At 69.8% G+C, this 14,009-nt stretch carries 21 protein-coding genes; all 21 read right to left on the reverse strand.

Annotation, left to right across the window (positions count from 1 at the left end; genetic code table 11):
• Window positions 1-23: 23 nt before the first annotated feature.
• The 21 genes from JOD66_RS16350 to JOD66_RS16450 all read right to left on the reverse strand — a co-directional run bounded on the left by JOD66_RS16350 (window position 24) and on the right by JOD66_RS16450 (window position 13,982).
• Window positions 24-299 (reverse strand): hypothetical protein, encoded by a 276-nt coding sequence (locus JOD66_RS16350; RefSeq protein WP_204837910.1) that lies wholly within the window; start codon window positions 297-299, stop codon window positions 24-26.
• Between the two features lie 149 nt (window positions 300-448).
• Window positions 449-1,054: a hypothetical protein gene (locus tag JOD66_RS16355; RefSeq protein WP_204837911.1), complete on the reverse strand. Its 606-nt coding sequence runs from the start codon at window positions 1,052-1,054 to the stop codon at window positions 449-451.
• A gap of 97 nt (window positions 1,055-1,151) precedes the next feature.
• Window positions 1,152-1,703 (reverse strand): hypothetical protein, encoded by a 552-nt coding sequence (locus JOD66_RS16360; protein ID WP_204837912.1) that lies wholly within the window; start codon window positions 1,701-1,703, stop codon window positions 1,152-1,154.
• A gap of 1 nt (window position 1,704) precedes the next feature.
• Window positions 1,705-1,881, reverse strand: coding sequence for a hypothetical protein (locus JOD66_RS16365; RefSeq protein WP_204837913.1), 177 nt, complete (start codon window positions 1,879-1,881; stop codon window positions 1,705-1,707).
• An 8-nt stretch (window positions 1,882-1,889) separates the two neighbouring features.
• Window positions 1,890-2,276, reverse strand: a complete 387-nt coding sequence (locus tag JOD66_RS16370) for a hypothetical protein (RefSeq protein WP_204837914.1) — start codon at window positions 2,274-2,276, stop codon at window positions 1,890-1,892.
• Entirely contained in the window at window positions 2,276-2,677 is a 402-nt protein-coding gene (locus JOD66_RS16375; RefSeq protein ID WP_204837915.1) for a hypothetical protein, read from the reverse strand. The genes JOD66_RS16370 and JOD66_RS16375 overlap by 1 nt, the downstream gene beginning before the upstream one ends.
• Before the next feature lie 2 nt (window positions 2,678-2,679).
• Complete coding sequence (locus JOD66_RS16380) at window positions 2,680-3,099, reverse strand: DUF6093 family protein (protein ID WP_204837916.1); 420 nt, start codon at window positions 3,097-3,099, stop codon at window positions 2,680-2,682.
• Window positions 3,099-3,662 carry a hypothetical protein gene (locus JOD66_RS16385; RefSeq protein ID WP_204837917.1) on the reverse strand — a complete coding sequence of 188 codons (564 nt, stop codon included), beginning with the start codon at window positions 3,660-3,662 and terminating at the stop codon, window positions 3,099-3,101. The genes JOD66_RS16380 and JOD66_RS16385 overlap by 1 nt, the downstream gene beginning before the upstream one ends.
• Window positions 3,663-3,690: 28 nt before the next feature.
• A complete protein-coding gene (locus JOD66_RS16390) occupies window positions 3,691-3,849 on the reverse strand; it encodes a hypothetical protein (RefSeq protein WP_204837918.1) in 159 nt (52 codons plus the stop codon).
• The gene (locus tag JOD66_RS16395) at window positions 3,849-4,667 is read right to left on the reverse strand and encodes a phage major capsid protein (protein ID WP_204837919.1); all 819 of its coding nucleotides are present in this window, start codon (window positions 4,665-4,667) and stop codon (window positions 3,849-3,851) included. Before JOD66_RS16395 ends, JOD66_RS16390 begins: the two co-directional genes overlap by 1 nt.
• Before the next feature lie 21 nt (window positions 4,668-4,688).
• Window positions 4,689-5,405, reverse strand: coding sequence for a hypothetical protein (locus JOD66_RS16400; RefSeq protein ID WP_204837920.1), 717 nt, complete (start codon window positions 5,403-5,405; stop codon window positions 4,689-4,691).
• Window positions 5,406-5,546: 141 nt separating this feature from the next.
• On the reverse strand, window positions 5,547-6,920 hold the full coding sequence (locus JOD66_RS16405; RefSeq protein ID WP_204837921.1) for a hypothetical protein: 1,374 nt from the start codon (window positions 6,918-6,920) through the stop codon (window positions 5,547-5,549).
• Window positions 6,898-8,412, reverse strand: coding sequence for a phage portal protein (locus JOD66_RS16410; protein ID WP_204837923.1), 1,515 nt, complete (start codon window positions 8,410-8,412; stop codon window positions 6,898-6,900). The genes JOD66_RS16405 and JOD66_RS16410 overlap by 23 nt, the downstream gene beginning before the upstream one ends.
• 52 nt (window positions 8,413-8,464) lie before the next feature.
• Window positions 8,465-10,174: a hypothetical protein gene (locus JOD66_RS16415; RefSeq protein WP_204837924.1), complete on the reverse strand. Its 1,710-nt coding sequence runs from the start codon at window positions 10,172-10,174 to the stop codon at window positions 8,465-8,467.
• Entirely contained in the window at window positions 10,158-10,709 is a 552-nt protein-coding gene (locus JOD66_RS16420) for a hypothetical protein (protein WP_204837925.1), read from the reverse strand. The genes JOD66_RS16415 and JOD66_RS16420 overlap by 17 nt, the downstream gene beginning before the upstream one ends.
• Entirely contained in the window at window positions 10,706-10,885 is a 180-nt protein-coding gene (locus tag JOD66_RS16425) for a hypothetical protein (protein WP_204837926.1), read from the reverse strand. The genes JOD66_RS16420 and JOD66_RS16425 overlap by 4 nt, the downstream gene beginning before the upstream one ends.
• Window positions 10,886-11,050: 165 nt before the next feature.
• Window positions 11,051-11,404: a hypothetical protein gene (locus tag JOD66_RS16430; protein ID WP_204837927.1), complete on the reverse strand. Its 354-nt coding sequence runs from the start codon at window positions 11,402-11,404 to the stop codon at window positions 11,051-11,053.
• Window positions 11,405-11,886: 482 nt separating this feature from the next.
• Window positions 11,887-12,135 (reverse strand): helix-turn-helix domain-containing protein, encoded by a 249-nt coding sequence (locus JOD66_RS16435; RefSeq protein WP_204837928.1) that lies wholly within the window; start codon window positions 12,133-12,135, stop codon window positions 11,887-11,889.
• A complete protein-coding gene (locus JOD66_RS16440; RefSeq protein WP_204837929.1) occupies window positions 12,132-12,824 on the reverse strand; it encodes a hypothetical protein in 693 nt (230 codons plus the stop codon). The genes JOD66_RS16435 and JOD66_RS16440 overlap by 4 nt, the downstream gene beginning before the upstream one ends.
• Window positions 12,821-13,063, reverse strand: a complete 243-nt coding sequence (locus JOD66_RS16445) for a hypothetical protein (RefSeq protein WP_204837930.1) — start codon at window positions 13,061-13,063, stop codon at window positions 12,821-12,823. The genes JOD66_RS16440 and JOD66_RS16445 overlap by 4 nt, the downstream gene beginning before the upstream one ends.
• A 178-nt stretch (window positions 13,064-13,241) precedes the next feature.
• Window positions 13,242-13,982, reverse strand: coding sequence for a helix-turn-helix domain-containing protein (locus JOD66_RS16450; RefSeq protein ID WP_204837931.1), 741 nt, complete (start codon window positions 13,980-13,982; stop codon window positions 13,242-13,244).
• Between the last annotated feature and the right edge of the window lie 27 nt (window positions 13,983-14,009).

Below are 14,009 nucleotides of genomic sequence, written 5' to 3' on the forward strand. Positions count from 1 at the left end.
GGACCGGCGTTCAGGTGCCGGCGTCAGGAACTGGTGTCGGACGGCTGGGCGCTCTTGGCGCGCAGGGTGAAGTGGCGGCCGTCTTCGGGACGGGCCGCGTCGGCGGGTGGCTTCTTGTCGCCGTACAGCTCGCGCATGACCTGCTCGTCGCTCTCGGCGATGACGCGGAGGTTGCGGGCGATCGCCCGGCACGAGGGGCAGATCCGCGAGCCCATGTCCAGGTCCGGGTCGGTGTCGGCGATGGACTGGTGCATGCCGCACTCGCACATCCCGGCGTCGTACTCGACCAGGGCGAGCATCTTGGCCCGCTCGACGTCGTCCCACTCGGGCTCGCGGGTGATGATCGTGTACCCGGTCGGGTTGCCGTCGGGGTCGTAGTGGTCGTGGCGCTCGGTGGGCGTCCAGCCGAGCAGGCGCTTGTCGCTGATGTTCAGCGACCGCGCGAGGTTCAGGCGGTCGCGGAATCCTCGGTCGTAGATGATCCGCTCGACGAGAAAGGGACGCGGTTCACGCCCTGCTCGAACATCTCGACGACCTTGGTCGTCAGGGCTCGGCGGTCGGCGTAGGTGACCTTCTCGGCGAGCTTGGCGTCCCACGCGCCCTCGGGGACCTCGGCGCCGTCCCAGTGCGAGACGTACTTGCCGAGGTCGTCGAACAGGTCGACGGAGTTGCACCAGCCGTGGGTGACGTTGATGTCCCCGGCGGACTCCTTGCGGGGCGGGTGCTCGTCCTTCCAGCGGTGCCACTCGCCCGACGAGGTGCCGGTGAGGCCGATCTTGACCTGGAAGGCGGCCAGCCGTGCCAGGGCGTCCTCGCTCTGCTTGCCGATGGCGGCGATGTCGGGGGCGGTCTCGCCGGCCTTGCGCGGCGGCCCGGTGCGCTCGCCGGACGCGTTGGTGCGCCGGGACGCGGCGACCGCGTCCTGGAGCCGCTCGTCGAGCTCGGCGATCTCGTCGAGGATGTGCTGGCCCTCGATGAGGGTGACCGTCAGGCTCGCCTTGGGCAGCGGTGCCGGGGCGCTGTCGGCGAGCAGGTCGGACAGGGACTTGGACATGGAGATCTCCTTGCTGGGCCGAGTGAGCCGAGTGATCCCCTCGCGCCCGCGACTCGGCAGCGCGGGCGCGAGGGTGCTCGAGATGGGGTCAGGCGGGTCAGGTGGTGAAGACGTGGTCGACCGCGACGGCCTCGCCGCCGGAGATGACCAGCGAGCAGTTGAAGGCCACGTGGTCGAACTCGCCGTCGCCGGTCTGGCCCTTGCGGATCACGCCCGGCTCGGTGAGGTAGACGTCGCCGACCGCGCCCGTGGGGATCGGGGAGATGTCGCCGTCGATGGCGTCGAAGACCACGGCGGTGATCTTGTCCCCGGCGGCCTCGGCGGCCTTGAACATCTCGTAGACCTCGTTGCCGACCGCGCCCGGGGTGCCGAGCTTCTGCGGCAGGTAGGAGCCCTGCACGTCGACCGCGGGGTAGGTGACCAGGCCGTTCTCGGTCGGGACCGTCTTGGCGCCGAGCTTGCGGGGGCCCTGGCCGGTGGACTGGTCGGGGGTGACGTTGAACGGCGTGTAGAGGTGCAGGGACGCCTGGAGGCCGGCGTTGACCTCGGTCAGGGTCGGGATGCCGGTGGGCGCGGCGGGCGGGGTGTCGCAGAACACGACGACCTTGCGGCCGAGGCTCTTCTCGACCGGGGGCAGGGAGATGGGCATGTCAGGACTCCTTGTCGGCGTTCGTGATGGCGGCCGGCGCGGCGGCCTTCTTCGCCGCGGGCTTCCTGCTCGCGGTCGTCTTCTTGGTGGCCGCCTTCTTCGCGGCCGGCTTCGCCGCGGGCTTCGGGCGCTTGGCGTCCTGCTCGCGCAGAGCGGCGGCGAGGTAGGGGTTGGGCATGGCTCCTCCTAGAGCGCGAAGTTGTAGACGTTGACGCCCGAGAACCAGCTGTCATCCGGCGCGACGGCTCGGGCGCTGTCGAACCGGATCGGGGTCGAGGTGACGCCGCCGACGGCGATGACGGCCGACTCCAACGCGGCGCCGGCGGCGGCCAGCGAGTTGCGGGCGTTCGCAACCGACACCTGGGAGACCGCCATCAGGTACAGCGACCAGCCGGACGTGACGTAGCGCCCCGAGCGCGCGGTGCCGCCGGCGCGGCGGACCACGGTCACTATGACGTGCTCGGCGGGCCGCGGGGAGGGGACCTCGTCGGGAGCGAACGCCTCGGCGGGCTCGGAGAGGGCGGTGTTGACCAGGTCGAGGACGACCGTGGCGACCTGCTGCTCGGTCGGCATCAGAAACCTGCCTGCTGCCAGATCAGCCGCATCTCGTCGGACACGTCCATCGGGAACTCGGTCCGCTCGATGTCGACCGAGCGGTCGAGGTTGCGGTGCGGGCTGGCCTGGTTGACCGACCCAAACTCGTAGCCGCTGGCCTTCGACCCCTCGGGCAGAGCGGCGTCGGGACCGTACTCGTAGACCAACGGCGCGATCTGCTCGACGGTGAACGACGGGGCGTAGTCGGCGTCCACGTCGGAGAACATGGTGTGTTGCTCGGAAGCGAACGCCTTGGCGTTGCGGTTGCCCCGCTGGGCCGCGTCGCGGACCACGCCAGCCATGCGCCGCGGAGTCGACGTCGCGATCCCCTTCAGGTCGTCAGCGAGGTCACCGATGCTGTGCTCGACGTGGACGCGCATGCTCAGACCTCCACGACCGTGAGGCGACGCATGGTCGCGTGGGACTTCGCGGGGACGGCGACGACGAGGTAGCGGCGCCCGAGGAGCGCGAGGTCGTCGAGGGGGCCGACCGCGAGGACGACGTACTCCCAGCCGGTGCCGCGCTGCTCGCCAGCGACCGGGACTTTCGCGGTCAACGGGATCTGCAGGCCGCCCTTGATGACGGGGCGCTCGACGTCGCCGATCTTGATGTAGCGGGTGGTGGTGTCGCCGCCGGAGGTGGCCTGCACGCGGCCGAAGGTCAAGCCCTCAGAGGCGAACTTCGGGACGGTGTAGCCGCCCGGGTTGGTCGTCTTGCCGTCGGGGGAGTAGGCGGCCAGCGTGAGAGTCATCAGGGACTGGGCGCGGGCCTGCATCGCGCCGAGGCGGGCGGTGGCGCGCATCAGAGCGTCTCCACGACGGCGACCCCGCCGCCGAACCGGGCGCGGAGCCAGGCTCGGGTGAGCTCGGGGATGTACACCGGCGTGATCTGGCTGGCGGCCTCGTCGGTGTAGGTCTCGGAGGCGTCGTCGATCTTCACCGAGGTCAGGCCGGCGGTGCTGCTGGCGCCGGCGGTGCGGTGCTCCAGCCAGGCGACGGCGAGGCTGACGCACAGCTCGGCGATGTCGGCGGGGACCTCGGGTAGGCCGAAGGTCGCGGTAACGGCGACGGGTGCGTGGTCGTCGCCCCAGCCGCCGCGGCGCCACAGTCCGTCGCCGAGGTTGCGGTAGTCGGTGACCGGGCGGCCGTCGATGGTGACGGCGGTGATGGCGCGGATCGGGCCGGGCAGGGCGAGCTTGGTCCCGCCGGGCGCATCGATGGTCACGGTGCCGGTGGTGGCGGCGATCGGACCCTCGGCGGCGTCACGGATGGCCGAGGACGCGACGGCGAGCGCCTTGGCGGCGTCCTCATGGTCGGCCCACGCCGGAGGGAGGTCCGTCGGGTCAGCTAGCGGTGCGAGCGTCATGGCGAACCTCCCTCCTTGGGGCCGGGCGTTACTGGTCGTTGGCCGCGGGGCGGGCGGCGGTCTTCTTGGCGGGCGTCGGCTTGGCCTCGGCGTACTCCCACTCGGACTCGTGGCCGTTGACCAGCCCCGAGGCGGTGGCCTCGGGGAGGTCGTAGACGTCGCCGTTCGGGGCCTTGACGAGCGCCATCAGGACGCCGTCCAGGCCGCGACGCCGGCGCCACCGCGCAGCACCTTGCCGCCGTAGACGTGCAGGCCGCGGACGCGGTCGGCGAACGAGTCCACGTCGCGCATGGCCTCGGTCTCGTCGATCTGGGAGACGTACCCGACCGAGGGCACGTACCAGGCGACGGCCTGCGGCTTCGCGACGACGGGGAGGTTCTCCGAGGTCACGACGGTGAAGCCGAGCAGGCGACCGAGGACGGCCTCGCGCAGACCCTCGGCGACGCCGGACTTGTCGACGTTGGTGATCTTCGAAGACGCCTCGAGCAGCAGGCCCTCGAACTCGGCGTTGATCGCGACCACCCGCTGGGCGACCGGGACCTTGTTCTTGCTCATCACCTTGCGCAGGTCGCGCAGGATGTTCCACGCCTCGTCGCCGGTCGTGATGGTCGAGGCGGTCTGGTGGGTGACCGACCCGGAGATCATTGCGAGCAGGAACTTGTCGGCGTCCTCGGCGAGACCGAGGCCGGCGTCGGTGGTGTAGACGCCGAGCGAGCCGGCGGCCTGGGCGCGGTCGATGTCGTGGACCTTGAAGTCGAACGACTTCTCCTGGTCGATGAGCAGGTCGACGGAGGTGGAGTTGATGTTCTCCGGGGTCGTGATCCGTCCGGCCGCCTTGTAGTCGGTGATGGTCACCGACGCGGCGGAGTTGATCTTGACGGTGTTGCCCTTGGTGGCGTCACCCTCGTAGTTGCGGTTCGTGAAGTTGGCCGCGAGGGCGTTCTGGCGGAACGACACGAGCATCTCGGCGTTCCAGATCTGCGGGATGAAGCTGGTGAAAGCCATGGTGCGAGTCCCTTTCTGGGGCTATCGGCGGATGCCCATGAGCTGGTCGAGCTGGCCCTTGGCCTTGGCCTCGACGATCTGCTCGGCGGTCATCCGGTCGAGATCGGTCTGGGTGAGTTGGGCGGGCCCGGTCCCGTTGCGGGAGCCGCCGTCCGCGCCGCCCTGGAACCTCGTGCCGTCTTGCACAGCCAGGTAGGGCTTGGTGGTGATGAGGTCGGTGATCGCCGCGGCGATCGCGTCGGTGTCGACGTCGCCGTCGTCGCTGACATCGAACGACGACAGGTCGATGTGGGCCAGGGCGTCGGCCGGGTCATTGAGCTTCCCGGCGGCGGCCGCGCGGACCTCGGCCTTGAGGATCCGCTTGTTGGCGGCGGAGAGGGCCTCGTCCTTGACCCGCTGCGCCTCCTGCGCGGCGGTGAACTCGGCCTCCTTGCCCTGGAGCTTGGCGAGCTCGGCGAGTGCCTTGTCGAGCTCGGTGCGGGTGTTCGCGGCCTCGGTGCGGGCCTTGTTCCGGTCGGCCTTCATCCGGTCGAGGGCCTGCTTGCCGGCGTCGCCGAGCGCGGCCTCACCGGCGTCCGCGCTGCCGGTGGCGTCCGCGCTGCCGGTGGCCCCGGTCGCGCCGGTGCTGGTGCTGCCGGCGTCCGTGGTGGTGGCCCCGGTCGCTCCCGTGTCGCCGCCGGTCGTGGTGCCGGTGGAGCCGGCGTCGGTGGTGGTGCTGGTGTCGGCTGCGTCAGCCATGTGTCTCTCCTTGCGAGAGTCGGCCCGACGCTTTGCGCGTCAGGTGGATCGGGAGGGGGTGCGCCAGTCGGATTCGCGGCGTACACTCGGTGGTGAGTGGGGCGCGGCTTTGGCGAACAGCTGGGGATACGGCCCCACTCGTCATTTCTCGACGATCGCGATCAGTTCGCCGTGGCTCATGAGCCAGATGCGCTCGAACGGTCGGGGTGGGGCGCTGTAGTAGGCGATCAGCTCGGCGATGATCTCGGGTGAGACGTCACGGTCGCCGACGTCGACCACGACGTTGGTCACGATGAGCCGGCGCTTGTTCTTGTTCATCGCGTTGCGGATCTGGCGGGCGATGTGCTTGAAGTCGACCGGGGTGTCGGCCCGCAGGCCCTTGTGCTCGACCTGCAGGTCGGCCGGCAGGGTCGCGTCGTGATCGTGGCTGGTGTGCCAGGTGAAGTCGTTGGCGGGCAGGGTGCCGATCTCGTCGGTGCCGTTGGAGCCGGTCGGGATCCACGAGAGCCGGTGGCCGGCGCCGACCATGCGCTCAGCGAAGCGGACCTCGTCGGAGTCGAGCGGCTCACCTGCGGCAGTGAAGGCCGGGCCTTCGAGCTGGTCGCGCCGTGCCTGCCAGTAGGCCCGGTGGGCCTCGCGGTCATTGGGGTCGGGCTCGTCGGGCATCGCCACGCCGGGGCGCGTCGGCGGCCGCGGCGGGTCCTGCGGTCCCGAGCCACCCGCAGGGGCAGGAGCGGCGGATCGGGTACGGCGTCCGTAGCCGTTGGTCTCGATGAGCTCGGGGATCCGGTCTCGGTCCTCGCCAGCGGCGTTGAGGATGCCCGCGGGGGTGAGGCGGCCGCGACGCACGAGCACCGCGCGGCCGTCGGTCATGCGGGCTTCGAGCTTGCGGACGTTGACGACCTGGTTGAGGTCGGCGCCCTCGGCGAGCAGCTCGAGGTCGGCCTTCGACAGGCCGGTGACCAGGCCCTGGTCGACGAGCTCGTCGGGGTCGATGGTGAGCCCGTTCGCGGCCGAGACGGTGGTGGGGATGTGGGTGCAGTCGCAGCCGGGGTGGCGCTCGAACCCGTCGGACCAGCGGTAGACACGGCCGGCGAGGATCGCGCAGTCGCGACAGCACGGCGGGTTGACGTGCCGAACCCACGCGATGTTGGGGCGGGCGGCGACCTCCAGCGCCATCGCGTCGCGGCCGGCGCCCTGGGTGAGCGACCCGATCAGCCGGTCGAACTGCCAGTCGGTGACGACCTGGTCCAGCATCCGCTCGATGTCGGCGACCTGGGTGACGAACGCGGCGGAGCTGAGCAGCGCCTCGGCCTCGGCGTTGATCCGCTGCTCGTCCAGCATCGCGACGATCCCGCGACGAGCGAGGTCGACCTCGGCCATCTGGTGGGTAGCCAGCACGGTCGCGACGGCCCCGGCGTCGCGGCGGCGGACCGGGCGGGCTTCGAGGACCGCCTTGCGGGCGATCGCTGCCGAGCGGCGGTAGAACTGCTCAGCCGAGCGGAGCGTTCGCACCGGCGCTCGCGCCCGTGTTCGTGGTGGCGTTCATGCCGCCCACGAGTGCGGCGAGGATCGGGTCGGCCTTCTCCTCGCGGATCCGGTCCAGCTCGCGGTCGATCTCGGGCTCGGTCATTCCGTAGCGGCGTTCCAGTACGGTGCGCAGCGACATGCCCACGGCGCGGTCCTTGGTCGCGGCGTCGGCGATCTGCGCGATGGAGTGCATTGCGGGGTCCTGCCACTGCACGAAGTCGCGGCCGTTGGTCTCGGCGATCTGCTGGGCCAGGGCCTTCTTGCCACGCACCAGCGCCATGAGCCGGGCGGTCTCCTTGGCGGCGGTGTTGAGGTACTTCGCCTTGTCGCGCAGCTTGTCGACCAGGGGGACCTCGGCGGCGGTGAGGGCGTCGCCGTTGAGGTTGGCGAACTTCTCGTTGGTCAGCAGGTAGTGGCCCGGGGTCTGGGTCTGCGCGGCCAGGTGGCCCAGGGCCCGGGTGGTCTCGGTGCCGAACACGTCGAGCTTGGCGGCGTCCCACTGGTCGATGCGGGCGTTGCCCCCGACGCCGGGCAGGAACAGCAGGCGGCCCTGGGCGAGGTCTTCGAGCTTGGCCGGCTTGGAGCCGACGACCTGGCCGTTCTCGTCGAGGACCGGGACCTTGGGCGGCTCGGCGCCGAGGACGACGCGGGCGGCCATCGAGGCGTGGTCGGCGGCGGTGAACAGGTAGGCCCACAAGGTGTTGATGGCGTCCTGCATGGCGATCGCGCCGTCGATGTCGCTGATCGGCTCGCCGCCGAGCAGGGGCCGGTTGGGCCACTCGACGACCGGGACCTCGCCGAGCGGGTTCTCGACGGGCCAGGGCTCGCCGGAGACCTCGCGCACGCGCCATCCGCCGTTGCCGCCGAGCATGGAGGCCGGGAGCACGAACCCCTGGTCCTTCATCCGGTTCTGCATCTCGGCCGACATGGCGGCGGGCCGGTCGAACTTGTACAGCCCGTCAGGCAGGTAGAGGGTGGCGAACTCGATGTCGCCCTCCTGCCACGCCTTGAGCGCGGAGAGCCGGCGCCGGCCGGTCGGGTCGTAGTCGACGATGACCTGCGAGGGCTTCTCCCATGTCACGACCGGCTCGTCGTCGCTGTTGCCCCACACCACGACGAAGGACCGCTTGGCGACCGAGGAGGCGAGGAACCCCTGGGAGGACTGGGCCTCCAAGTCGTTGCGGTTCCAGTCGCGCCACAGCTCCTGCTCGTCGTCGGTCAGCGTGTCGGTGGGCCCGCCCAGGCGCAGCCCGTCGATGCGCTGACGCGCGACAGCGGTGCGCGCGACAGCGGCACACCAGTTGTCGGAGAAGTCCTTGTAGCGGTCCTCGTGGAACTTCTTCCAGGCGTCGGTGGCGTAGGCGAGGGGCTGCTGGCCCTCGAGATAGCGGTACTGCTTCTCGATGCTCGGCCGACGGTCCACGAGACGTGCGTAGAGCTGGTCGACCAGCTTGAGGGCCTCTTCGAGACTCGCCACGAAAGCCCTCCTCATCTGGTTCACACCGGGTCGGGGACCCGCGCGGAGCAGGTCAGATGAAGTAGGCGAAGTTCTGGTCTTCCTCGACCGGCCACAAGTCCTTGGCGGTGACGTCGCAGGCGGCTTCGTGGGCGAGGATCGAGACGACGGCGAGGTCGATCTTGCGGCCATCGCCGGGCTTGTCGAGGACGTAGCGGCCGCCGGGGCGGTGGGACTTGCGGGCCGCGCCGATGCACTTCTCGGTCAGCTCGCAGCCGTCGTGGGTGAACGTGGAGTCGCGCTTGGTGACGTCGGTGACCAGCCGCTCGGCCGCGGGGTGCATCCGGGTCGGCGCCGAGGTCGCCCAGCCGATGATGACGGTGTCGCCGTACTTCTCGGCCCAGGCGTCGATCTCGGTGCCCCAGTAGGGCCGGTCGAAGTAGCCGCGGACCACCTTGAAGGTGGTCATGATGTGCTCCAGGCCGGCGGCGACCTCCAGGCGGGGGACCTGGCCGCCGTGCTCGGCGGGGTTCCACACCATCGGCCGGCCGTCGGGGAACGTCGGGGTGAACTGGTAGCCCTCGCGCGTCTCGCAGCGGAACCCGGTCCAGTCGTCCTTGTCGGAGCCGTCGAACCCGAGCGTGACCGCCGTGCCCGGCTTGATCTCGCGCGGCTCCTTGGCCTTGCGGGCGTTCCAGGAGTCGATGTTCAGCCACGACCCGAGTCCGGCCTTGGCGACGTTGCCGTAGAACCGCTCGGCCTGGCCGGGGTCCTTCTCGCCGATCTCCAGCGCCTCGGCCTCGACCGACTCGATGTTGATGTGGTCGATGCCCTGGTAGACGTGGGCGAGGATCTTGCGGCGCTCGCGCTTGACCCAGAATGAGAACGGCTTCCCGTCGGGCCGGTGCAGCGTCACGTCGAGCTCGGGGTTGAGCCAGAACCGGAAGATGTCCGGGCGCTTCGACTCCCACGTGCGCTGCGCGACCGAGTCCTCGGATGGGTCCCACGGGTTCGTGGTCTCGATCGACCGCCCACCCATGGCCGACGCGCCGCGGCGCGTGATCTCGGCCGGCTTCCGCAGCTTGTTCGAGTCGGTGTAGAGCCCGGTCTCGTCCTGGCCGATGAAGATGATCGGGTTGCCCAGCCGCGAGAGCGCCGAGGAGGTGACGGTCTCGATCTTGCCGTCGCCCGGAAGCCGGGTGAACTCCTCGCCGACCGTGAACCGATCGGCGTCCCAGCCGTTCTTGAGCATCGCCTTGAGCGGGTCGTAGACGTTGTCGACCTGGTCCTCGGCGGTCGCCATGAGCTGCATCAGCGGCTTGCCCCACGGCTTGCCCATCGGATCGCCGGGCCGGTAGACGTACACCCACCCGCACCCGCAGCCATGGTCAGCGCAGCGGTAGACCTCGCCACCCTGGGCCCAGCCCGCGAACAGCACCGGGCCGCCGGCCTGCGCCTTGGTCTTCTTCGCCAGCCACGGCCCCTTGCCGCACTTCTGCGGGCCGACGTACTGCACCCGGCGGTAGTGGAAAGCGGTGGCGAGGTCGCCCGGCTTCGCGGTCGGGCGGATCCGGTACCAGTTGACGGTGACCCAGAGCTGCTGGGCGTACTCGGTGAAAGGCTCCGGGTTGCCCGCCTCGTCGAGGTGGACGCCGCGGACCGGGTCCGAGACGACGGCATGGCGCTCTTCCCAGTCGACCGCGACCCACAAGACGGGGAAGTCGACGACCCAGGTGTCCTTGCCGGTGGTCCAGCGGACCGGCGTCTCAGCCTTCGCCGCCACCGTTGACCACGGTCATCCGGTCGCGGGCGCTGGACTGCGGGACCTGCGCGGCCTCGGTCTGCTTCTCGGCGGCCTTGTCGGCGATCTCGTTGCGGGCGATCGCCCAGCCGTTCTCCTTCAGCCCGGCCGGCGTCATCCCGATCTGGTCGGCGAAGCGGTGGATCGCGCCCTTGTCGGCCGCGGTCGCCTCCGACGACTCGCACACCACCTGGGTGCGGACCCACATCGCGACCGTGTTCCAGCGCCACGACTCCTGCGCCCACGCGCACGCCTGCGGGTAGGTCCACGCCTGCTCCCACAGCTCGAGCTCGCGCCGACGGAACGCCTCGGTCGCCTCGTCGTCGCGGACCTGGTAGCGGCGCTTGTCCTCGGTCTCCCAGCGCAGGACGGTGAACTCCATCAGTGGGAAGTCCGGCACCTCGCCGGCGTACCCCTCCGACGGCAGCGCCGTCAGCACGTACCCAGCGGCCGCCGAGCGCAGCGAGTTCGGGTCCTTGCCCGGGCCGGATCGGTTGCGAGCACCACCGCGCGTCATCGAGGCACCGCGGCGAGGTCGATGTCGTCGGCGAAGAACACCACCAGCGACGCTCCGGTCACAGCCTTGATCCGCTCGCCCAGCTCCGACATGACCTCGGTGTTCGCGGGACCGATGTTGCCGAAGACCAGCACGTCGTCCGGCTTCACGAGCACCACGCGCGTCACATCGGTCATGTCGATCAGCTCCTCGGCAGCCTTGCGCCGCCATCGATGGCCGAGCGGCCTTGCGCCGCCCGCTTGGGGGATGCTCTGGGACCTCTGAACCCGCGTGACCGGACAGAGACCTACTCCGCAGTTCTTCTCGACCGGGCGAGGCAGGGTGCCCCGCCAGGGGGTGGGTCAGGAGCGGTCGGCCTGGCCCGCCTGGGCCACGTGGTCGGGGTGCGGGCAGCCGCCGCGGGTGTTGGCGAGGTTGCACTTCCGCAGGTGCTCGGGGCCGTGGATGATCGTGCGGTCGTCGTCGCAGTGGCCGAGCGAGTAGTCGTGCGGGTAGACCACGGTGCCGCAGCGCCAGCAGGTCAGCACCTCGCCGCGTCCGAGCCGTGCGATGTCAGCGCGTCGCAGTCGGTCGTACTCGGCGTCGTACCCGCGCTGCTGCTTCGTGCCAGCGTCGCGGCTCTTGGCCCGGGCGTGCTCGGGGCACCGGGTCTTCGGCGTCAGCTCACCACAGCCGGATGTCAGGCAGACCCGCATGCCTCAGTCCCTCTGATCGCGGCCAGGAAGTCTGCACACCGCTTCAAGGTCCCTGACCCATCCACGGTGGCGGGTGCGGGCCGTCGTTCCTAGGAGGCGGTCCGCGTAAGGCCCAGCCAGTCCCGGGGGACGGCTGGGAGGAATCCCGCCCTCCATGCCTGGTTGGGCGGGCTTCCTCGCCGTGGAGCCTGTGGCTCCTGGCGAGGGCAGCAGGAGGCCGGAGCGTCCCGCCTTCCCGCTCAGAGCCCAGTCGCTCTCACGGGAAGCTGTCGTCGATGCGGCTCATCACCGGGCTCTTCTGCCTGGAGGCGCCGCTGCCGTTCGCCCTGTGGCCTTCGGCTCTGTCGTGGTCGACGCCACGAGCGTCCGGTATGCGAGTGTTGCTCGTCCCGCGTGGCCCGGTGCGCCTACCTCGTGGAACGACTGAGCCCCGGTGGTTGGCCGGGGCTCTCGGGTTAGCGGGCATGGCTCCGCTGGAGAAATCATGACAGATCGCTGTGGCGATAGCCAGCAAGCCATCGCTTCCGGAGTGCTTGGTGTCGGTTCAGCCAGCTCTTGGGCCGGTGGTCGCGCTGGACCCGGGCGATGTCGTCGTAGTTGAACCGCAGCGGCTTGTGTCCTGGGTTGGTGGGCTTGATCCATCCGCGTTCGATCCACTTCCAGATGGTGGCTTCGGCGATGCCGGCGAGTTCGGCGGCTTCGCGGGTGGTGACGATGAGGGCGTCGGTCAACTTGCCTCCCGGTTGAGGACGATCTGTTCCCAGAGCCCGAAGGCTCGTTCGTTGATGGTGGTGCGGCAGGACAGGCAGGTGACGTCGGTGTCTCCGCCGTAGATGGCGAGGTTGGTCTCGCCGCAGTTCTCGCCGGGGCATGGGATGCCGGGGATGCGTCGGGTGATGGGGCGCCAGGGTGCGAGCTGGTGGGCGTCGCGCATGGTCTCGGCGAGTTCTTCCATCCAGTCGCTGACGATGTCCCAGCAGGCGATGGAGGGTAGCCAGCGGATGAGGTGGGCTGCGTCGTTCGCGGGGGTGTGTTCGTCGGGTCCGGTGACCTTGACTTCCTCGCAGTGGTGGTCGACCCAGATGGCGAGTCGGTCGGCGAGGAGTTGGCGGGTGTCGAGGATGCCGACGTTGAGCGGGGCGGGTGATTCGTCGCCCTTGGTGCGGTGGCGGCTGGGGGCTGGGCCGTCGGGGTCGAGGTGCTGGGTGGTGGAGGCTGCCATGTTTCCGCCGAGCCAGCGGTGGACGATGGGGGCGTCGGTGAGCATGAGCTCGAGGCGGCGGTAGCAGTTGTCGCAGAGGAGCCCGTGGCGTGCTCGGGTGGGGAGGCATCCGCGGCATCCGTCTCCGGTGCAGTCGGTGAGGTGCTGGCGGTAGAGCGAGCAGCCGTTGATGCATGCTCGGGTTTCGGTGGCGGTCATGCGGTGGGGGGCTCCTCGCTGGGGTTGGGGACGACGCTGAGGCCGCCGCGCTTGATGTGCTTCGCGGCAGCGACGAGGTGGTGTGCGAGGTCGAGCGCTTCGTCGGCCGTGACCATGTCGTCGTCGAGGATGATGCGGCGGCCGGCCGGCTGCCCGCCGACCATGACCTCGGTTGTGTAGATCTCAAACAGCCGGATGTCTGTGTGCACGATGGCGCTGTATTCGGTGTTGCGGTTCATGAGGGCTCCTCTCGAAGGGTCTTGAGTGGGATCTGGCGGCGGTGGACTTCGCGGCACAGCGCGACGAGGTGGCCCGCCTCGTCGCAGGCTTCGGCGAGGGTCCGAACCGGCTGTCCTGAGGCGAGGCGGGTGTCGAACCTGCGGCGGCGGAGGCGCTGGCGGAGTCGGCGGATCATGGTCATGCGCTCCTTCGCTTGTTGATGGTGTTGATGACGGCCTTGGGGTGGGCGCCGTTGGCGAGCATCCCGTCGACAGTGCTGGCTTCGATGTCGAGGACGCGGCCGAGTTCGTCGAGGAGTCGCTCGTAGCTGTCGTCGGTGAGATCGCCGTCGGCGTCGTACTGCCAGGGGTCCGTGGCGTGGGGCGTTGCTGCGGCGCGTGCGCCCGACGCGCCTGCGGCGGAATGATGAATTGGACCTGATGCGTCCCCTGATGAATGACCTGATGGGGTCCGATTCACAAGACCCTTCTCGGCACGTGAATCGGACCCTTCTTGTTCGCTCATCGGACCCTTCGGCTGTGAATCGGACCCTTCTGGGTCGTCTAGGGTCCGGCCCCCCGGACCCTTTAGGGGCCGCTCATCGGACCCTTTGTGGATAACTCCTCTGCGGATCGGACCCTTGTGGATATCCGGAGGAGTGTGGATCGAGAACGCGTGCGCGATGCCCCATCCGTGCTGGTGTCCGCCCTCCTCGGTCATCCGGATCCAGCCCTTCTCCTGCAGCGCCTTCAGGCCGGTGATGACCGTCGACCGAGCAAGGCCGGTGTCCTCCACGAGACGCTTCGTGCCGGGGTGTGCGTTCAGCAGCGCCTGGTCGCTGTACGTCGCGAGGATCACCAAGATCCGGAACTCGGCGTTGCTCAGGTCGGCGGCGCCGCGGAGATCCTTCATCCACGTGAGCTTGGTGCGGCGGGCCATGGCGTTCCTTCGTGTGAGCTGGGTGGA

This window comes from Nocardioides nitrophenolicus, assembly GCF_016907515.1.
Taxonomy (GTDB): domain Bacteria; phylum Actinomycetota; class Actinomycetes; order Propionibacteriales; family Nocardioidaceae; genus Nocardioides; species Nocardioides nitrophenolicus.